The sequence below is a fragment of the Mycobacterium riyadhense genome, from assembly GCF_963853645.1.
GTDB classification, from domain to species: domain Bacteria; phylum Actinomycetota; class Actinomycetes; order Mycobacteriales; family Mycobacteriaceae; genus Mycobacterium; species Mycobacterium riyadhense.
On the sequence record NZ_OY970456.1, the window covers coordinates 4,071,425 to 4,090,919 of the forward strand.

Annotated in this window: 18 protein-coding genes and 1 pseudogene; 9 read left to right on the forward strand and 10 right to left on the reverse strand. The window is 67.1% G+C overall.

Translation table 11 applies throughout. From position 1 onward, the window contains the following. Both AADZ78_RS17940 and lepA read right to left on the reverse strand, forming a co-directional pair. Entirely contained in the window at positions 1–756 is a 756-nt protein-coding gene (locus tag AADZ78_RS17940) for a sensor domain-containing protein (protein ID WP_085252899.1), read from the reverse strand. Between the two features lie 2 nt (positions 757–758). Next, the gene (gene lepA / locus AADZ78_RS17945; RefSeq protein ID WP_139829025.1) at positions 759–2,720 is read right to left on the reverse strand and encodes a translation elongation factor 4; all 1,962 of its coding nucleotides are present in this window, start codon (positions 2,718–2,720) and stop codon (positions 759–761) included. On the opposite strand from lepA, the gene AADZ78_RS17950 reads away from it, so the two are divergent. Then, positions 2,699–3,301 carry a type II toxin-antitoxin system PemK/MazF family toxin gene (locus AADZ78_RS17950; protein WP_085252900.1) on the forward strand — a complete coding sequence of 201 codons (603 nt, stop codon included), beginning with the start codon at positions 2,699–2,701 and terminating at the stop codon, positions 3,299–3,301. The genes lepA and AADZ78_RS17950 overlap by 22 nt on opposite strands. A gap of 83 nt (positions 3,302–3,384) precedes the next feature. Here AADZ78_RS17950 and AADZ78_RS17955 read toward each other — a convergent pair whose 3' ends face one another. After that, positions 3,385–3,813 (reverse strand): CBS domain-containing protein, encoded by a 429-nt coding sequence (locus AADZ78_RS17955; protein ID WP_085252901.1) that lies wholly within the window; start codon positions 3,811–3,813, stop codon positions 3,385–3,387. A 115-nt stretch (positions 3,814–3,928) separates the two neighbouring features. Here AADZ78_RS17955 and AADZ78_RS17960 point away from each other — a divergent pair, with 115 nt between their 5' ends. The 3 genes and pseudogenes from AADZ78_RS17960 to AADZ78_RS17970 all read left to right on the forward strand — a co-directional run. Next, on the forward strand, positions 3,929–4,771 hold the full coding sequence (locus tag AADZ78_RS17960) for a ribonuclease Z (protein ID WP_085252919.1): 843 nt from the start codon (positions 3,929–3,931) through the stop codon (positions 4,769–4,771). Positions 4,772–5,000: 229 nt separating this feature from the next. Beyond that, positions 5,001–6,602, forward strand: a complete 1,602-nt coding sequence (locus tag AADZ78_RS17965; protein WP_085252902.1) for a PE family protein — start codon at positions 5,001–5,003, stop codon at positions 6,600–6,602. A 23-nt stretch (positions 6,603–6,625) separates the two neighbouring features. Beyond that, positions 6,626–6,750, forward strand: a pseudogene (locus tag AADZ78_RS17970) (ribonuclease Z); the annotation flags it as partial. On the opposite strand, the gene AADZ78_RS17975 reads toward AADZ78_RS17970, so the two are convergent. Continuing rightward, positions 6,727–7,386 carry a hypothetical protein gene (locus AADZ78_RS17975; RefSeq protein WP_239656703.1) on the reverse strand — a complete coding sequence of 220 codons (660 nt, stop codon included), beginning with the start codon at positions 7,384–7,386 and terminating at the stop codon, positions 6,727–6,729. The pseudogene AADZ78_RS17970 and the gene AADZ78_RS17975 sit on opposite strands and share 24 nt — an antisense overlap. A 107-nt stretch (positions 7,387–7,493) precedes the next feature. On the opposite strand from AADZ78_RS17975, the gene AADZ78_RS17980 reads away from it, so the two are divergent. Then, entirely contained in the window at positions 7,494–9,101 is a 1,608-nt protein-coding gene (locus AADZ78_RS17980) for a PE family protein (protein WP_085252903.1), read from the forward strand. A 115-nt stretch (positions 9,102–9,216) separates the two neighbouring features. Here the strand turns inward: AADZ78_RS17980 and AADZ78_RS17985 are convergent, their stop codons facing one another. The 3 genes from AADZ78_RS17985 to AADZ78_RS17995 are packed head-to-tail and all read right to left on the reverse strand — an operon-like array spanning position 9,217 to position 12,709. Further along, positions 9,217–10,056: a transglutaminase family protein gene (locus tag AADZ78_RS17985; RefSeq protein ID WP_085252904.1), complete on the reverse strand. Its 840-nt coding sequence runs from the start codon at positions 10,054–10,056 to the stop codon at positions 9,217–9,219. Beyond that, entirely contained in the window at positions 10,056–11,033 is a 978-nt protein-coding gene (locus tag AADZ78_RS17990; protein WP_085252905.1) for an alpha-E domain-containing protein, read from the reverse strand. Before AADZ78_RS17990 ends, AADZ78_RS17985 begins: the two co-directional genes overlap by 1 nt. Next, positions 11,033–12,709 carry a circularly permuted type 2 ATP-grasp protein gene (locus tag AADZ78_RS17995; RefSeq protein WP_085252906.1) on the reverse strand — a complete coding sequence of 559 codons (1,677 nt, stop codon included), beginning with the start codon at positions 12,707–12,709 and terminating at the stop codon, positions 11,033–11,035. The genes AADZ78_RS17990 and AADZ78_RS17995 overlap by 1 nt, the downstream gene beginning before the upstream one ends. Positions 12,710–12,833: 124 nt before the next feature. On the opposite strand from AADZ78_RS17995, the gene rpsT reads away from it, so the two are divergent. Beyond that, entirely contained in the window at positions 12,834–13,097 is a 264-nt protein-coding gene (gene rpsT, locus AADZ78_RS18000; RefSeq protein ID WP_085252907.1) for a 30S ribosomal protein S20, read from the forward strand. Between the two features lie 4 nt (positions 13,098–13,101). On the opposite strand, the gene holA is transcribed toward rpsT, so the two are convergent. Genes holA through AADZ78_RS18015 form a run of 3 tightly spaced genes read right to left on the reverse strand, consistent with a single transcriptional unit; the run spans position 13,102 to position 16,479 of the window. Then, positions 13,102–14,049, reverse strand: a complete 948-nt coding sequence (gene holA / locus AADZ78_RS18005) for a DNA polymerase III subunit delta (protein ID WP_139829029.1) — start codon at positions 14,047–14,049, stop codon at positions 13,102–13,104. A gap of 31 nt (positions 14,050–14,080) precedes the next feature. Then, entirely contained in the window at positions 14,081–15,637 is a 1,557-nt protein-coding gene (locus AADZ78_RS18010) for a ComEC/Rec2 family competence protein (protein WP_139829026.1), read from the reverse strand. Between the two features lie 5 nt (positions 15,638–15,642). After that, positions 15,643–16,479 carry a ComEA family DNA-binding protein gene (locus AADZ78_RS18015; RefSeq protein WP_085252909.1) on the reverse strand — a complete coding sequence of 279 codons (837 nt, stop codon included), beginning with the start codon at positions 16,477–16,479 and terminating at the stop codon, positions 15,643–15,645. A 196-nt stretch (positions 16,480–16,675) separates the two neighbouring features. On the opposite strand from AADZ78_RS18015, the gene AADZ78_RS18020 reads away from it, so the two are divergent. The 3 genes from AADZ78_RS18020 to AADZ78_RS18030 are packed head-to-tail and all read left to right on the forward strand — an operon-like array spanning position 16,676 to position 19,373. Further along, positions 16,676–17,833, forward strand: coding sequence for an acyl-CoA dehydrogenase family protein (locus tag AADZ78_RS18020; protein WP_085252910.1), 1,158 nt, complete (start codon positions 16,676–16,678; stop codon positions 17,831–17,833). Positions 17,834–17,840: 7 nt separating this feature from the next. Further along, entirely contained in the window at positions 17,841–18,947 is a 1,107-nt protein-coding gene (locus AADZ78_RS18025) for an acyl-CoA dehydrogenase family protein (protein WP_085252911.1), read from the forward strand. A 3-nt stretch (positions 18,948–18,950) separates the two neighbouring features. Then, positions 18,951–19,373 carry a PPOX class F420-dependent oxidoreductase gene (locus AADZ78_RS18030; RefSeq protein ID WP_085252912.1) on the forward strand — a complete coding sequence of 141 codons (423 nt, stop codon included), beginning with the start codon at positions 18,951–18,953 and terminating at the stop codon, positions 19,371–19,373. The last annotated feature ends 122 nt before the right edge of the window (positions 19,374–19,495 follow it).

The following is a 19,495-nucleotide window of genomic DNA, read 5'->3' on the forward strand; positions in this document are numbered from 1 at the left end:
CTAACTCAGCGCAGTGATCCTGTCCATCATGACGTGTGCGATATCGATGGCGCTGGTGTTGGGATCGCCGGATCCTTGATCCGAGGGACTTTGGGTGCTGAAGAAGGTGACCTCAACCTCAACAAGGCAATTCACCCGGACCCCGATGGCCCGCGCTTCCGGCCGCTTTCCACTCGGCGTGCCGGACAAGTGAACGAAAACCGTTGCGGCAAGGACAGAATTGGCCACCCGAACGTCGGTGACCTGGTCCTCGAAATTGAGACCGCTGCCCTCGACGGTCACGGTCTTGCCATTGCAGCCCTCCCACTCCTCGGAGAACTTGGCGAACAGGGCGTCGGCGTCGGCGGCAGTCGGCAGCGCAACCACAGCCTCGGCGACGCTGATTACCTTCGCGGGACCCCCTGCGTTCCACCATGACTCGCGCGCGACATTCTTAACGTCGGCGGAAGCGTAGGCACTTCGCACCGTCATGGTCGAGACGCCGGCGCACTCGACAGGTGTGATCACTCCGAACCCGGTCTGCAACTTTTCGGGTCCGCCAAACCGCGGCGGTAGGTGGGAATCGGCCTTGAAAGGCTGGTTGAGAATTTTTGACAGCGTCGCGTCGTCGAGGAGAACCTGCTTGATGGTTTCCCCGGCCACTGGACGCGGCGTGAGCCCCGGTGCCGGTCGCGGGTTGCCTGCGATGGCGGCGGTGCACCCGGTGGCCAGCAGGACGACCAACAGCCCGGCACAGCAGCGGGTTTCGCGCGCCATTCCTACTTCTTGCCCTTGTCTGCTGCCGCTTCGGTGGACAGTGCGGCGACGAACGCTTCCTGCGGCACCTCGACCCGCCCGATGGTCTTCATCCGCTTCTTGCCTTCCTTCTGCTTCTCCAGAAGTTTGCGCTTCCGCGTGATGTCACCGCCGTAGCACTTGGATAGCACGTCCTTGCGGATCGCCCGGATATTCTCGCGTGCAATGATTTTCGATCCGATGGCAGCCTGCACCGGAACCTCGAACTGCTGGCGTGGAATCAGCTCCTTGAGCTTGGTCGTCATCTTGTTGCCGTAGGCGAACGCCGAATCCTTGTGGACAATCGCGGAGAACGCATCGACCGCCTCGCCCTGCAGCAGGATGTCGACCTTGACCAGTTGAGCCTCCTGCTCGCCCGCCTCCTCGTAGTCAAGGCTGGCGTAACCGCGGGTGCGTGATTTCAGCGAGTCGAAGAAGTCAAAGATGATCTCCCCCAACGGCATTGTGTAGCGCAGTTCCACCCGCTCCGGCGACAGATAGTCCATGCCGCCCAGCTCGCCGCGACGCGACTGGCACAGCTCCATGATCGTGCCGATGAACTCACTGGGCGCGATGATGGTGGTCTTGACGACGGGCTCATACACGGTGCGGATCTTGCCTTCCGGCCAATCCGACGGGTTGGTCACCTGCATTTCGATGCCGTCTTCTTTTACGACTCGGTACACGACGTTCGGCGACGTCGAGATCAGGTCCAGGTCGAACTCGCGTTCCAAGCGCTCCCGGGTGATCTCCATATGCAGCAGACCCAGGAAGCCGCATCGGAATCCAAAACCCAGCGCCACCGAGGTTTCCGGCTCATACGTCAGGGCGGCATCGTTGAGCTGCAGCTTGTCCAGGGCGTCGCGCAGGTTCGGATAGTCCGACCCGTCAACGGGATACAGCCCGGAGTAGACCATCGGTTTCGGTTCGCGGTAGCCGGTAAGCGCTTCGGTTGCGCCGTGGCGGGCGGTGGTCACGGTGTCACCGACCTTGGATTGACGCACGTCCTTGACGCCGGTGATCAGGTAACCCACCTCCCCGACGCCCAGGCCCGCGCTGGCCTTCGGTTCGGGCGAGACGATACCGACCTCGAGCAGTTCGTGGGTGGCGCCGGTGGACATCATTGCGATCCGCTCACGCGGGCTGATTTTGCCGTCGACCACGCGCACGTAGGTCACCACGCCGCGGTAAATGTCGTAGACGGAGTCGAAGATCATGGCCCGGGTGGGCGCGTCGGCATCGCCTTGCGGGGGCGGAACTTCATGCACGACGTGATCGAGTAGATCGGCCACGCCTTCGCCGGTCTTGCCGGACACGCGCAGCACGTCACTTGGCTCACAGCCGATGATGTGGGCGATCTCGCCCGCATAGCGATCCGGGTCGGCGGCCGGCAGGTCGATCTTGTTGAGCACCGGGATGATGTGCAGGTCGCGGTCCAGCGCCAAGTAGAGGTTCGCCAGCGTCTGCGCCTCGATGCCTTGGGCGGCATCGACCAGTAGCACCGCGCCTTCGCAGGCCTCCAGCGCGCGGGACACCTCGTAGGTGAAGTCGACGTGTCCTGGGGTGTCGATGAGGTGCAACACGTAATCGGTTTCGTCCACCCGCCACGGCAACCGCACGTTCTGGGCCTTGATGGTGATGCCACGTTCCCGCTCGATGTCCATCCGGTCCAGGTACTGAGCCCGCATCGAGCGCTCGTCGACCACCCCGGTCAGCTGCAGCATTCGGTCGGCCAGCGTCGACTTGCCATGGTCGATGTGAGCGATGATGCAGAAGTTCCGAATCTGCGCCGGCGGGGTGAAGGTCTTGTCGGCAAAACTGCTGATGGGAATCTCCTGGAGCGGGCGTTTACGGATGTCCAGCGTATCGGTGTCGGGCACTGGCGACCCAATCGCGCTCGGCCGATCGCGTCTATGCTGCGAACATGGCGTCTGCCAGGAAGTCACAGTGGAAGACGTTCCAGCGTTTCGCGGAAAACCTCGTGTTCAACGAGGGTCCCAAGCTTGTCCGTCAGATACAGAACACCCAGAACACACTGCGGACCATCCAGCAAGCCGTCAAGGTCACCGCCAACATCATGGTCTCGGCTGTCCCGTCACCGCCCGCAGAGATTACCGCGGGTCGCCCAGTGACCAGCACCAGCTTCCCGACCGCCCAGCGGGCCCGAAAACTGGTCTATGCCCCGGATCTGGATGGGCGGGCCGATCCCGGGGAGATCGTGTGGACGTGGGTCGTCTACGAAGACGATCCCACCCGTGGCAAGGATCGACCGGTGCTAGTGGTGGGTCGGGACCGTAGCGTCCTGCTGGGGCTGATGCTGTCCAGTCGAGAACACCACGCTAATGACCGGGACTGGGTTGGGATCGGTTCTGGCGATTGGGATTACGAGGGCAAACAGAGCTGGGTGCGACTGGACCGCGTGCTCGACGTGCCGGAGGAAAGCATCCGCCGCGAGGGTGCGATTCTGGATCGCGAGACCTTCGAACTGGTGGCCGCCCGACTACGCGCCGAATACTCGTGGCGGTAGGGCTTGGCGTTGCGCCGCGAGCATAACCGGACTGCGATCTTCGGCGTCGGATTTCGCAGTGTGGTTACGGTCGCGGGGAAGAATCAGCCTTGAGTGATATAGGACTGCAGCTGCTGCTGCTCGGCCTCGAGTTCACCCATCCGGGTCTTCACGACATCACCGATGCTGACGATGCCAATCAACTTCTTGCCGTCGAGCACCGGCACGTGCCGCACCCGGTTCTGCGTCATCAGGACGCTGATTCGGTCGACCGTGTCGGATTTCGTGCACGTGGCGACGGCACTGGTCATGATCTTCGAGACGGGGCGCGACAGGACGCTGGCGCCATGCGTATGCAGCTGGCGCACCACATCGCGTTCCGACACGATGCCGACCACCCCTTCGTCGCCGACCACGACCATGGCGCCGATGTTCTGCTCGGCCAGGCCGGCGAGCAGCTCCCGGACCGTCGCGTCAGGGTTGATCGTCACCACCGCCGCGCCCTTATGCCGCAAGACATCCGCGATCCGCATCAAGCCCTCCCGTCGGTTGTGAGCCGCTTCACACCAGGCTACGGCTAGTTCGCGCGGCGGGAAAGCCAACACCCGGACGCGTCGCCAATGCCGCAACCGGGTAAGGATTATGGCCATGATCGAGATCACGTTGCTCGGAACCGGGAGCCCTATCCCCGACCCCAACCGGGCGGGCCCGTCGACGCTGGTACGGGCGGGCGGACAGGTGTTCCTCGTGGATTGCGGGCGCGGCGTTTTGCAACGCGCGGCAGCAGTCGGAGTAGGGGCAGCCGGATTGTCGGCGCTACTGCTCACCCATCTGCACAGCGATCACATCGCCGAGCTCGGCGACCTGCTGATCACGAGTTGGGTCACCAACTTCGCGCCGGATCCGGCGCCGCTGCAGGTGATCGGCCCGCCGGGCACGGCCGAGACGGTGGAGGCGACGCTAAAGGCATTCGGACACGACATCGGCTATCGGATCGCCCATCACGCCGACTTGAACACGCCGCCACCAATCGAAGTCCACGAACACACCAAGGGCACAGTGTGGGACCGCGACGGAGTCACGATCCGGGTGGCCCCCACCGATCACCGGCCCGTCGCGCCGACGATCGGATTCCGGGTCGAAGCCGGCGGCGCCTCGGTGGTCCTGGCCGGTGACACCCTGCCCTGCGCCAGCCTGGATGCCCTGACTGCCGGTGCGGATGCCTTGGTACACACCGTGATCCGTAAGGACATCCTCGCCAATGTGCCACAACAGCGCATCCAGGACGTCTGCGATTATCACTCTTCGGTGCAGGAAGCGGCGGCAACCGCGGCCAGGGCCGGGGTGGCCACGCTGGTGCTGACGCACTATGTGCCGGCTCCCATGCCGGGCCAAGAGGAGCAGTGGCGGGCGCTGGCCGCCACCGAGTTCAGCGGTCAGATCGAACTCGGCGACGACCTACACCGCGTCGAGGTGCACGCGCGGCACTAGCGGTCCGGCCGCTACCAACCACACCAGCGCCGACACCCTGGCGATCGGCAGGACCGTTCTGCAAGCACCGCGGTCGCCGGCCCAGAGAGCCGCGGCACCACGCCGCCCAGTGTGACGCCGATACCCTGCGTGTTGCCGCGCTGCAACGAAATTGTTTTCGGAAACGCAAACATCGGCATCTGAGCCGCCATACGATCCGTTTGACAGCCGTCAAACTCTGAGGTGCTAGTTGTCGTATGTATTTGCCGGGCCGGAGGTCATCCTTGCGCACGCCGCGGACCTGGCCGGAATCGGGTCGGCAATCACGCAGGCCAACGCGTTCGCCGCGACGCAGACCGTCGGTGTGCAGGCGGCCGCCGCTGATCAGGTGTCCACCGCCGTCGCGGCGCTTTTTGGGTCGCACGCACAGAACTATCAGACCATCAGCACCCAGATGGCGGCGTTCCACGAGCAGATCGTGCAGACGCTGACCAACAGTGCTGGCGCTTATGCCAGCGCTGAGGCCAACATCCAGCAGAGCCTGCTCGGGGCGATCAATGCGCCCGCACAACAACTGCTGGGCCGACCGCTTATCGGCGACGGCGCCGACGGCGGAACCTTCGGTGGAGTCGGGCAAGCCGGCGAGGACGGCGGCATTCTGTGGGGCAACGGCGGTAGGGGCGGCGACAGCACCAACCCCGGAGTGGCCGGTGGCAACGGCGGGTCCGCCGGGCTGTTCGGCAACGGCGGCGCCGGCGGCAGGGGCGCGCCGAACCCGACGGGCCATGGCGGCAACGGCGGCGCTGGCGGCCAGGGCGGCTGGTTGTTCGGGAGCGGCGGTGCCGGCGGAACCGGCGGGGCTGGTGGGACCGACTTCAGCGCTGCTGGCGGCACCGGCGGCGCCGGCGGCACTGCCCCCCTCATCGGCATCGGTGGGGCCGGTGGAGATGGCGGACTCGCCGGCTCCGGTCAGCGCGGCGGAGCCGGCGGGAACGGCGGCAGTGTTGGGCTGCTCGGCCCCGGTGGAGCAGGTGGTCACGGCGCAGCCAGCGCCGCGGCCGGGGGAGTCGGTGGGACAGGTGGCAATGGCGGCAACGGCGGATTCTTGAACGGCAACGGCGGCGCCGGAGGCGACGGCGGTACCGGGTACTTCTCGGCCGGAAGCGGCGGTGCGGGCGGGAAATCGGGGACGCTGTCCGGATTAGGTGGTGCCGGCGGCGACGGCGCTACTTCCGTGGCCAAGGGCCTCGACTTCGGCCACGGTGGGTTCGGCGGCTCCGGCGGCCCGGGAGGCATATTCGGCGCCGGCGGGAACGGCGGCAACGGCGGCAGCGGCGTCAATGGGCCCAACGTGGGCGGCGGCGGCGGCTACGGTGGCCCCGCCGGGTTCTTTGGCTGGGGTGGCGCCGGTGGGACCGGCGGGGCGGGCAGCGGCTCCGGCGGTAACGGGGGCTTGGGCGGGCTCCTGATCGGCGACGGCGGCGCCGGAGGAGCAGGCGGCGCCGGCGCTTTCGGCAGCCTTCAGGGCGGCGCAGGCGGCAACGGCGGCGCCACCTACCTGATCGGCAGCGGCGGCCATGGCGGCGCCGGAGGCGCAGGCATTCTCGCCGGCAGCGGCGGTGACGGCGCGGTCGGCGGGCACGGCGGCGCACTGCTCGGCAATGGCGGCGGCGGCGGACACGGCGGCTCTGCGGCCACCGCGGGCAAGGGCGGGTCCGGCGGAAGCGGCGGGAACGCCCAGTTCATCGGCGACGGCGGCGATGGCGGCAACGGTGTCGACGGCGGCGCTGGCGCTCCCGGCGGGACCTCCGGATGGCTGTTCGGCCGGCGGGGCAAGAACGGCAGCCCGTAGGATCGGCACCACGACCGGCCGTGGTCCCGACGCACTACGTGCTGGCTCTCGTGCCGGGCAAGAGGAGAAGTGGCGGGCATTGGCCGCCACCGCGTTCGGCGGCCAGATCGAACTCGGCGACGAGCTACACCGAGTCGAGGTGCGCGCGCGGCAACAGCACGCCCGTCAGTACCAGCCAGGCCAGCGCCGACACCCGGGCGACTGGGAGGATCACGCCCAGTTCCGGCCAGGCCAACACGACCGTTGTCAGTTCGGCCAGCACCGCGATCGTCAGCCCGATCCGAGCCAACCGTCTCGAAAGCAGCCCCCGCATGAGACTTCCCCAGGCGATACCGGCAACCTGCAGACCCAGGGCCACGAGGTGTCCCGGGCCACCGACCAGAAACACCAAGACGTAAATCGCCCGCACCAGCACGACGTCCGTACTGACCTCCGGTCGCGACAACGTCCACCCGAGCAACCCGGTCAGACCCAACGCGCCCGCCGCCAGCGTGCCACCGACCAGCGCAAGCGTGGCAACCGGCGGCGTCACGCCGAGCTGCCGCAACCGAGCGGCAACCACCGCCGCGTAAATCGCGAACGGTATCGATGAGGCGAACACGCAGCCGGCGATCACCTGCACCGCGACCGGTTCGGCGCGCACGTAAGCCGCAACCGCGGTCGCCGGCCCATAGGGCAGCGGCATCACCCCGCCCAGGGCGACGCCGACGGCAAGCCCACCGAACAGCAGCCCAAGGCAGATCACCAACGGCAGCACCAGGACGCGCGTGCCTGCATCGCTCATAGCCTGCATGTTGCCGGGCTGCGAGGAAATTGTTTGCCGGAAACGCGGACCCCGCCGTCGGGGTCGCCATACGATCAGTTAGTTGGTCGTCAATCTGGGAGCGCCACGTGTCGTACGTCTTCGTGGGGCCAGACGCAATTCTGGCCCAGGTGGCCAACTTAGCGCGAATCAATTCGGCGATCACCGAGGCTAATGCCATCGCGGCCGCTCAGACGACCGGCATGCAGGCGGTCGCCGCCGACCAGGTATCCACCATGGTCGCGGCGCTTTTGGGCTCCTACGCGCAGAACTACCAGAACATCGGCGCCCAAATGGCCGCCGTTCACGACCAGATCGTGCAGAACCTGGCCAGCGGCGCTGCGGCGTACGCCAGCGCCGAGGCCACCGCGCAGCAGAGCCTCGCCGCTATCAATGCGCCGGCACAAGCACTGCTGGGCCGACCGCTCATCGGCGACGGGGCCAACGGCGAAACCGTCGGCGGAGTCGGCCAGCCCGGTGGAGACGGCGGCATCCTGTGGGGCAACGGCGGTAAGGGCGGCGACAGCACCAACCCCGGAGTGGCCGGCGGCAACGGCGGGTCCGCCGGGCTGTTCGGCAACGGCGGCGCCGGCGGTAAGGGAGCCAACAGCGCCTCAGGCAACGGCGGCACTGGCGGCGCCGGTGGCCAGGGCGGCTGGTTGTTCGGGGGCGGCGGCGCCGGCGGTGTCGGCGGCAACGGCGGCACCGGGTCTTTCGCGGGCGGCGCGGGCGGAGTCGGCGGCAACAGCTGGCTGATCGGAGCGGGTGGACCCGGTGGGCAGGGCGGGCTCGGCGGCAGCGCCGGCGGCTTGGGGGGTCCCGGTGGCGCCGGCGGCAATGTCGGCCTGCTCGGCAACGGTGGGCCCGGAGGCCTCGGCGGAGACAACACAAACGCCGGTGGTACCAGCGGCCGTGGCGGCGTCGGCGGCAACGGCGGCCTCCTGAACGGCAACGGCGGCGCCGGCGGTGACGGCGGCACCGCGTATTCTTCAGCCGGGCCCGGCGGTGACGGCGGGAAGGCCGGGCTTATCTCCGGATTTGGCGGTTCAGGCGGCGACGGCGGTAATGCCCTACCCCTTGTCAATGACCCCGGCCGCGGTGGTGGCGGCGGCTACGGTGGCCCAGGCGGGATAGTGGGCGGCGGCGGCAACGGCGGCAACGGTGGCAGTGGTCTCAACACCCCCGACTCCGGGGGTCCCGGCAATAGCGGCGGCCCCGCCGGGTTCTTCGGCAATGGTGGCGCCGGCGGGATCGGCGGGGTCGGCAGCGGCCCTGGCGGTTACGGCGGCCTGGGCGGGCTCCTGGTTGGCAACGGCGGCGCCGGCGGCGCTGGCGGTGTGGGCACGGTCTTGAGCGATCACGGTGGCCCGGGCGGCTACGGCGGCAACACGTACACCATCGGCAGTGGCGGCCATGGCGGCGCCGGCGGCGACGGCCTCGGCACCGGTGCGGGAGGTACCGGTGGAGCGGGCGGACACTCCGGATCGTGGCTCGGTAACGGCGGCGGCGGCGGACGCGGTGGCAACACAAGCATGGCTGGCGCCGGCGGCGCGGGCGGCGACGGGGGCAACAGCCAGCTGGTCGGCGACGGCGGCGACGGCGGCGACGGCGGCACCGGCGCTACCTCCGGCACCGGTGGCGCCGGCGGGTCCGGCGGAACGCTGTTCGGCCGCCCGGGCAATCACGGTGGCCCCTAACCAGTTCGCCGCGGTTGTCCGTGCGGGGTTCGGCGGCAGTCCGAACGGTCCCGGCGGACTCGGCGGAGCCCGGGGGTTGCTCTTCCACCAAGCGAGCCTTTCCGACTGGCGATCGCTACGCGAGCCGGGTGATCTCCACGTCCACGTCCAGATCGGTCACCCCAAGCCCGGAGTAGATGCCTTTCAGTGGGGACACGTCGGTGTAGTCGCGGCCAACGCCCACGCTGATGTATTGCTCGGTGATCTCGGTTTCATTGGTGGGGTCGTAGTTCCACCAGCCTCCGGTCCACGCCTGAATCCACGCGTGGCTGCGCCCCTCCACGGTTTTGCCGATCGCAGCGTCGCTCTTGGGGTGCAGATACCCTGACACGTAGCGCCCGGGAATTCCCATGCTGCGCAACACAATCAGTGACAGATGTGCGAAATCCTGGCAGACGCCCTTGCCTTGGTCCAGCGCATCCAGCCCAGACGAGTGCACGCCGGTGGTGCCCGGAAGGTAATCCATTTCGCTGCGCGCCCACCGGGCTGCGGCCACGACGGCGTCGGCGGGTTCGTGGTATTTCATGATCCGCTTGCCCACGGCGGCAACGCGTTTGCTCGCCGGGGTATGCGGGGTTGGGCGCAGCACCTCATCGAACCGGTCGATCACGGCCGGCGATTCCAGGTCAGCCCAGGTAGCCTTCGCTGCCGGCGGCTCGGGTCGCTCGGTCTCGACGACCGACGAGGACGTCACCGTCAGTTCGGTGTGCGGCGCGTGCAGGTCAAACGCCGTCACCGCGGTACCCCAATAGTCGATGTAACGGTAGGAGCGGGTGGCAGGGATGGTTTCGACACGATTGAGGATGACGTTTTGCCGAGTGTTGGAACGCGGGGTCAGCCGGGCCTCGTTGTACGAAGCGGTGACCGGCGACTGGTAGGCATATCCAGTGGTGTGCACCACCCGCATCCGCCACATCAGGGTTCTCCCTGCCCGCTGACCAGTTGGCCGGGTTGGCCGGCGTCCGACCACGCCACCCACGGCGCCGCGTGAAAATACTGCAGCGCCAACGCATCTCCGACATCTCTACAAGTTCTCTGCAAGCCCGCCAATCGGTTTTCCAACGACTCCAGCAACACGCCGGGTTGCACGAATTCCAGTTCGCTGCGAGCTTGTCCCAGCAAGCGCTGCGCCTCGGTGGTGGCCCCGATGCGGCTGTGCGGATTGTGCATCAGTTCGTCGAGGTTGTGCTCGGCCAGCCGCAGTGAGTAGTACACCGAGCGCGGGAAAAGCCGGTCCAGCATCATGAATTCGACCACCCGGGCCGCATCGAGGACGCCGCGGTAGGTCCGCAGATAGGTGTCGTGCGCACCGGCCGAGCGCAGCAGCGTCACCCACGCCGGAGACGACGCGCTGTCCCCCACTCGGGACAACAACAGCCGTACCGTCATGTCGACCCGCTCGATCGCACGGCCCAGCACCATGAACCGGTATCCGTCGTCACGGGAGAGCGTCGAGTCGGCCAGGCCGGCGAACATCGCCGCACGGCCCTCGACGAACGACAGAAATTCATGCGGCCCAAGGCGTTTGGCGGCCCGCTCGCGCTCGGGAAGGGCGTGATAGGTGGTGTTGATGCACTCCCAGGTCTCACTGGACGTGACTTCGCGCGCCGACCTTGCGTTCTCCCGCGCCGCCGAGATCGCGTCGACGATCGAACAACCACCCTCGGTATTGGGGTTGAACGCCACCAGGTCGGTCAAGGACCAAACGTCGAGCCGGTGATCCGGGGGCGCGATTCCGAGCACCCGGAGCAACAGCCGGGAGGCCTGGTCGGGATCGACGCTGGAATCCTCAAGCAACTGGTGCACAGCGACGTCGAGAATGCGCGCGGTGTCGTCAGCGCGCTCGACGTAACGTCCGATCCAATAGAGTGCTTCGGCATTGCGGGCCAGCATTAGTGAAACGCCTTTTGCTGTTGTTGTTGCTGAGGTTGTTCGCCGTGTGGTGGATGAATCTGTTGTGGCTGCTGCTGCGCCGGCCGCGAACTGTCCAGCGTCTGCTCGGACATGTTCCGCGGCAGCGAACGAACCACCTCGGCGGCCCCCAGCTCGTGGGCACCCATCGACGCACGCGGCGCCAGCACCCAGGTGTCCTTGGATCCGCCGCCCTGGCTGGAGTTGACCACCCGGGATCCCTCCACCAGAGCGACCCGGGTCAAGCCGCCGGGCAGCACCCACACGTCATTGCCGTCGTTGACCGCGAACGGCCTCAGGTCGACGTAGCGGGGCGACAGTGTGCCTTCGATCCGGGTCGGCACGGTTGAGAGTTCCATCATCGGCTGCGCGATCCAGCTTCGGGGATCGTCGCGGATCTTCCTGCTGACGGCGGCCAGCTCTTTCTCGGAGGCTTCCGGGCCGAACACGATGCCATATCCTCCGGACCCCTCGACCGGCTTAAGGACCAGTTCGCGGATCCGGTCCAGCACTTCGGCACGCTCGTCGTCCAGCCAGCACCGCAACGTCTCCACGTTGGCCAGTAGCGGCTTTTCGCGCAGGTAGTACTCGATCATGGTCGGCACGTAGGTGTAGACAAGCTTGTCGTCGCCGACACCGTTACCGATCGAACTCGAGATGACGACGTTGCCGGCGCGGGCGGCGTTGACCAGACCGGCCACTCCAAGCACCGAGTCGGCCCGGAATTGCAGCGGGTCGAGGAAGGCGTCGTCAATGCGCCGGTAGATGACGTCGACCTGACGCTCCCCCTCGGTGGTGCGCATGTACACCTGGTTGTCCCGGCAAAACAGGTCGCGGCCTTCGACCAGCTCGACACCCATCTGTCTGGCCAGCAGCGAATGCTCGAAATAGGCCGAGTTGTAGACACCCGGGGTCAGCACCACCACTGTGGGATCGGCCTCATTGGTGGCCGCCGAGTTGCGCAGTGCCCGCAGCAGATGTGACGCGTAATCGTCGACCGCGCGCACCCGATGAGTGGCGAACAGGTTCGGGAAGACCCGTGCCATGGTGCGCCGGTTCTCCATGACGTACGACACCCCCGAGGGCGAACGCAGGTTGTCCTCGAGAACCCGGAAATCGCCGCGGTCATCGCGGATCACGTCGATGCCGGCCACATGGATGCGCACACCATTGGGCGGGACGATGCCCACCGCCTGGCGGTGAAAATGCTCGCAGGAGGTCACCAACCGGTGCGGGATGGCTCCGTCGCGCAGAATCTCCTGGTCACCGTAGATGTCGTCGAGATACATCTCGAGGGCCTTGACACGCTGAATGATGCCGCGCTCCAGCCTGGTCCACTCGGCGGCCGAGATCACCCGCGGCACCAGGTCCAGCGGGAACGGCCGTTCCTTACCAGAGAGCGAAAACGTGATCCCCTGGTCGATGAACGCACGGCCCAGCGCGTCGGCCCGAGCCTTGAGTTCCGAGGCGTCCGAGGGCGCCAGCTCGGCGTAGATGCCCTTGTACGGGCCGCGGACATTACCCTGCGCATCGAACATCTCGTCGAAGGCCATCGAGTAGCCGTCCGACTTGTTGTAGCCGTCGAAGATGCGTTCCGAACGGGCAGGTGACCGCCGCCTGGTCGCTTCGAGCGGGTTTGAGAGGCTCACCTGTGACATGCTGCCTCAAATCGACATTACGCCAGGCCAGAGGCTCCGCTTTTGGGCGAAAACGTAACCGACTGATAACCTGGGCAGTCGCTGTCAGCCGAAATCAACTTCAACAAACAAGGGAAGCACTCGCGTGGCCAACATCAAGTCGCAGCAGAAGCGCAACCGCACCAACGAGCGCGCCCGACTGCGCAACAAGTCGGTGAAGTCCTCACTGCGCACCGCCGTCCGCGCGTTCCGTGAGGCTGCCCACACCGGCGATAAGGAAAAGGCCGCGGAACTGTTGGCATCGACAAGCCGCAAGCTGGACAAGGCGGCCAGCAAGGGCGTGATCCACAAGAATCAGGCGGCCAACAAGAAGTCGGCCCTGGCGCGGGCCCTCAACAAGCTCGGCTGACGCCTCAGTTCCGGTTGGCCACCAGCTCGGCCACCTTCCTGACCGCCGATTCCAGCGCATAGTCCGCGTCCGCGACGGCACCCTTTACGTTGGCGTTGAGCTCAGCCACCAGTTTCATCGCGATCGCCACCGTGTCGCGCGACCAACGCCGGGCCTGTTTTTGAGCCTTCTGCACTCGCCAGGGCGGCATCCCTAGCTGGGCGGCCAGCCGATACGGGTCGCCCGATAGCGGCCCCACCCGTCCTATGGTGTGCACGGCTTCGGCCAGCGCATCGGCTAACACCACAAGCGGCTCGCCGCGCAGCATCGCCCACCGCAACGCCTCGGCGGCTCCTGCCACATCGCCGGCCACTGCCTTGTCGGCGATGTCGAAGCCCTTCACCTCGGCCTTGCCGCTGTGGTAGCGCCGGACCGCGGCGGCATCGACAGCCCCGCCGGTGTCGGCCACCAGCTGGGAACAGGCCGCGGCCAGTTCGCGAATGTCGGAGCCAACGGCGTCGAGCACGGCGGTCACGGTCTCCTCATCGACCTTGATGCGCGACGAGCGAAACTCGCCGCGGACGAAATCGGCGCGTTCGCTGGCTTTGGTGATCCGCGCACACGCATGCACCTGCGCACCCAGCGACCGCAACTCGCCGGCCAGAGCCTTGGCCCGCCCGCCGCCCGAGTGCACCACCACCAGCACCGTGCTGGCCGGGATATCGGCGGCGGCCGAAGCGATCAACGCCGCAGCCTCCTTGCCCGCGTCGCCGGCGGCTTCCAGCACGACGATCCGCTCCTCGGCGAACAGTGACGGGCTCAGCAGCTCGGCGAGCTCATAGGTACTGACGTCACCCGCCCGCATCCGGCTCACCGGTATGTCGTTAGTGCCTGCCCGCTGCCGGGCCGACCGCAGCACCTCCCCCACGGCCCGCTCGACCAGCAGTTCTTCCTCCCCCAGCACCAGGTGCAAAGGCGAATCGTCGCTCACCCCACCGATGGTGTCATGACGGTCCGACGGCGCCCGAGACGGACCAGGCCAGCAGGCAACCGACGGCAACGAACACCGCGGAGGCGAACGCCGTTCGAAACCATCGCCAACGCCACATCGCAACGACGACCACCGTGACGCCGCCGACCACTAGGAACCCGGGCACACCCGCGGGGACCGGCACGGTTGCCCCGGGCACACCGGCGGCCCACTCCGCAATACGTAACACCCACCAGACTTCGGGGCTGGTGAAACGGATCAGCACCTGCGCTGCCGCCGGCCATGGGACGACCAGCACCGCGGCAGCGCTGCCCAACACGGTGATCGGCGGGATTGCGGCCGCCACCGCGAGATTGGCCACCACAGCCACCAGGCTGAACCGACCGGAGATGGCGGCGATCAGCGGAGCGGTCACCAGCTGCGCCGCTCCCGCGACAGCGAACGCATCCGCCAGCGGCTTCGGGCAGCCGCGCCCGACCAGGCGGCGCGACCACACCGGAGCGATGACGACCAGCGCGGCCGTCGCCACCACGGACAACGCGAATCCCATATCAACGGCAAACTGCGGCGCGGTGGCCATCACTACCAACACCGTTGCCGCCAGCGCCGGAATCGCTTGCCGCCGACGCGAAGTCAGCAATGCGGCCAGCGCGATAGCGCCCATCAACGCGGCCCGCAACACACTTGGCGTCGGCTGCACCACGACGACGAAAGCCACCAGCGCGACAGCCGCGAGGCTCACGGCCGCGCGCGGCCCAATCAAGCGTGCCGAGAACAGCACCGCCGCGCACACGATCGTGACGTTTGCCCCGGAAACCGCCGTCAGGTGCGTCATCCCCGCGGCCCGGAACTCTGCGCTGGTCTGGCCCGTAACCGTGGCGGTATCACCGAGAACCAGGGCCGGCAGCATCGCGGCCTGATCGGAGGGCAACACCTGACGAACGGCCGTGGCGAACCGGCTGCGCACGGCGTGAGCGGCCCGCTGCACCGGCCCGGCTTGACCCTGGGTCGGCCGGCCTATCGCGTTGAGCACCGCGACTGTCAGGTCATGGCGGGTCGGGCGGGTAATGCTCGCCGTGAACCGCACCGGCTGGCCAACCATCAGCTCGCCAAATTCCGAAGCTCGCGCGAAAACCACTACGCGACCTGATATCTCGTCGTCGTACAGACGTTGCATGGTCGCGCGGAACATCAACCGGCCGCGACCCAACGACAGCGCGCTTTCGCTGGGGGTAACCGTCACCGGGGCCGTGGTTCCGAACGCGGCGGCAACGGGGTGGCGACCGACCGCGTCGGCGCGCAATGCGATCGCAAGCCCGTACCCCGCGCCCACCACACTTATCGCCACCAGGCCGCCGCTGATCGCGGACATCAATCCAGCTCGCCGCGGCCAGCGCGCCGCACACCACCACAGCACGCCGGAAGCGGTGCCCAGGCCGGCGCAGCACACGGCCAACGCGCCGCCGATCGGCCACACGGTTCCGGCGGCGGTGACAAGCCAACTGGTCAGCGCCGCCGGGACCAGGCGCACATCCAGCTGCGCTCCTTGGCTGCCAACAGCGTGGCGCACCTGTGTCAGACACGGACCAGGGCACGAAGCTTGTCGAGCCGCGCCGGACCAATGCCGTCGACGTCGGCGAGCTGGTCGACGCTGGTGAACTTGCCGTTGGCTTGTCGCCACGCCACGATCGCGGCGGCGGTAACCGGTCCGACGCCGGGCAAGGCGTCCAGTTGCTCCACGGTGGCGGTGTTGAGGTCGAGCGCGTCGGCCGGTTTCGCGGGCGTCTTCGCGCGGCCTGACGTGGTCGCTGGCCCCGAGACGCTGCCGGTGGTGACCGAGCTGCCGAGTGCCGTCGGCTGCCCCGACATCGGGGCGAGCCCGACCACGATCTGCTCGCCGTCACCGAGCGGGCGGGCCATGTTCAGTCCGATGGTGTCCGCGCCGTCGACGGCGCCACCGGCGGCCTGTAACGCATCGGCGATCCGCGCGCCGGGTGGCAAGGTGACCAGGCCGGGCTTGTGAACCAATCCGACCACGCTGACGACCACGGGCCGATCCGCGCCGGCACCGGCACTCGTCGACGGCTTCGGCCCCGTCGACGAAACCCGTTCTACCGGAGGAAGTTTAGCCGACATGACCGGCGCCGGCCGGTCACGCACCAAGGTGAACACGGTAACCAGCACCGCGAGGGCGGCGATCACCGCCAGCGCGATGGCACCGGCACGGCGGGGATCGGCGCGCACCTTGGCCAGCCAGCCCTGACCACCAGCGGTGTCCGGAAGCCAGCGTGGCAGCAGGGAGTTCGGATCGTCCTGTGGGTCGTCGTCGGCGGATTCGGCCGCATCGGGTTCGGCGTGCGCGTCCGCATCGAGCCGTCGGCGCAGTCGCTGCGCGGGAGGTTCTGTTCGCATTCCCCGACCGTAGGTGCGACGAGCGCCAACACATCCTCAACCAACACCGCCACAACTGCTGCCTGTGGACTAACCCGAGGCTGTGGACAAGCGCTCCGCGGGATGGGTCAAGATGGAACCGTCGCGAACGACCAGGGCCGGACGCCGAGCGTCTGCCGCAGGCCCCCACAATCGCACCGGACAGAGGAGGCTGCCGATGAAGCTGGCGCTCACACCCGACGAAGCCGCCTTCCGCGACGAGCTGCGCGCCTTTTACACCACGCAGATCCCCGCTGAGATCCGCGAGCAGGTGCGTCAGGGCGAATCGCTCTCCAAGGACCAGATCGTCACCAGCCATAAAATCCTGCACGAGCATGGGCTCGCAGTACCGAACTGGCCCGTCGAGTGGGGCGGCAAGGACTGGACGCCCATCCAGCACCAGATGTGGGCCGACGAGATGCAACTGGCGTGTGTCCCGGAGCCGCTGAACTTCAACGCCAAGATGGTCGGCCCGGTGATCGCCGAATTCGGGTCACAGGAGATCAAGCAGCGGTTCCTGCCGCCGACGGCCAGCATCGACATCTGGTGGTGTCAGGGGTTCTCTGAGCCCGAAGCCGGCTCCGATCTCGCTTCGCTGCGCACGACCGCGGTCCGCGACGGCGACAGCTACGTCGTCAACGGGCAGAAGACATGGACGACGCTGGGCCAGCACGCCGACTGGATCTTCTGCCTGGTCCGCACCGACCCACAGGCGCCCAAACGCCAGGCCGGCATCTCGTTCCTACTCATCGACATGGCGACGCCGGGCATCACGCTGCGGCCGATCAAGACCATCGACGGCGGGCGTGAAGTCAACGAGGTGTTCTTCTCCGACGTCCGAGTACCCGCCGATCAGCTTGTCGGACAGGAGAATCAGGGCTGGACGTACGCGAAGTTCCTGCTCGGCAACGAACGCACCGGCATCGCCGGGGTAGGCCGAACCAAGGTGCGGCTTGCCGAGGTGAAACAGCACGCCGCACAAACCGGACTGCTCAACGATCCGCTGTTCGCCGCGCGGCTGGCCGAGGCCGAAAACGAGCTCCTCGCACTGGAACTCACCCAAGCGCGGGTAACTTCGAGCTCCGCCGATGGGAAGCCCAACCCGGCGTCGTCGGTGCTCAAACTGCGCGGCAGCCAACTACAACAAGTCGCCACGGAGCTGCTGGTGGAGGTGGCCGGACCCGATGCGCTGCCGGTCGCCGCCGACCAAATCGCGTCACCACAATGGGCGCAAACCAGCGCGCCGCACTACCTCAACTACCGCAAGACCTCGATCTACGGCGGCAGCAACGAGGTGCAGCGCAACATCATTGCGTCGACCATTCTCGGATTGTGAGGCAGTCATGGACTTTCAGATGAGCGACGAACAGACACTGCTTCGCGACACCACCCGCGACGTGCTGTCCCGAACCTATGATGCGGAGAGCCGCAACAAGGTGATCGACACCGAACTCGGTTGGAGCCGCGAAGTGTGGAGTCAGCTGGCCGACATCGGGATTCTTGGACTCGGGTTCGACGCGGACGAAGCAGGCCAGATCGAGATCATGGTCGTGCTCACCGAGATCGGCCGTCGGTTGGCGCCCGAACCCGTCGTGCACGCCGCACTGGCACCAGGGAGCCTCATCGCCGAGTTGGGCACCGAAACGCAGCGGCGACTACTCGACGATGTGGCGGCTGGCCAACGACTGCTGGCCTTCGCCCACCTGGAACCGGGCAATCGCAAGCCGACCGGTGACACCACGACGCACGCTGTCCAGCAAGGTGATTCGTGGACCCTGAGCGGGAAGAAGAACCCGGTGCTGGCTGGTGACTGCGCCGACACGCTGGTGGTCAGCGCCGCATTGCCCGCCGGCGGCACCGGTTTGTTCCTGGCCGATGGCCAAGCGGTCACCCGTACCGCCTACCGCACCTTCGACGGCCAGCGCGGCGCCCAGATCGACCTGGACCAAACACCCGCCGAACCGCTCGGCGACGCGGTCGACGCGTCGACTGCCATTCGTAACGCCATCATCCGGATGCAGTCCGCGTTGTGTTCAGAGGCGGTCGGCGCCATGGAGGAAGCGCTTCGCCTGACCACCGATTATCTCAAGACGCGCAAGCAGTTCGGCGTCACGCTGAACAAGTTCCAGGCGCTCACCCAGCGTGCCGCCGACATGTACGTGTCGCTGGAGTTGGCGCGCAGCATGAACCTCTACGCCGCGATGTCGATCGCCGACGGCAATTTCGACCCGGTGATTGCCGCACGCGCCAAGCTGCAGATAGGCCGATCGGGCCGGCATATCGGGCAGGAGGCGATCCAGCTGCACGGCGGCATCGGCATGACCGCGGAGTATCCGGTCGGCCACTACGCGGCCCGGCTCACCGCGATCGAGCACACTCTGGGGTCCGCGCACGATCAGCTACAGGTTCTCATCGATCACATCGCTGACTACGATTTGGCCAGGCTGTAGCTAATGGCCGAACTGTCAGACAGAGTCATCGCGTTCCTTTCCGAAGGCACCCGCACCGGGATGTTCGGCTTCGTCGCCTCCGACGGCCGGCCACTCGTGGTCCCGGTGTGGTTCCTCGTCGACAACGGCGAACTGGTATTCACCACCCCCGGCAAATCACCGAAAGGCCGTGCGGTAAACCGTGATCCGCGAGTGGTGATCTGCGTGGACGACCCCCACCCGCCATACTCCTTCGTGCAAGTGCAGGGCGTTGCGACCGTGATCGAAGACCCTAACATCGTGCTCGACATCGCGACCCGAGCCGGCGGACGTTACATGGGCACTGACCGCGCCGACGAGTTCGGCCGCCGCAACGCGGTCCCTGGCGAAGTGGTGGTGCGGGTCCACCCCACCAAGGTCGTCTCCGGATTCGATATCAGCGACTGACCGACGCAACATCTAAACCGCCGCATCGAGCAAGTTCGGTCTCTTTAATCCCTTGTGTCACTTGAGTTTCAGTGGTCACACCGCGGCGATTCTTGTCGGTGGTCCTTCGTAAAATTTCAGGC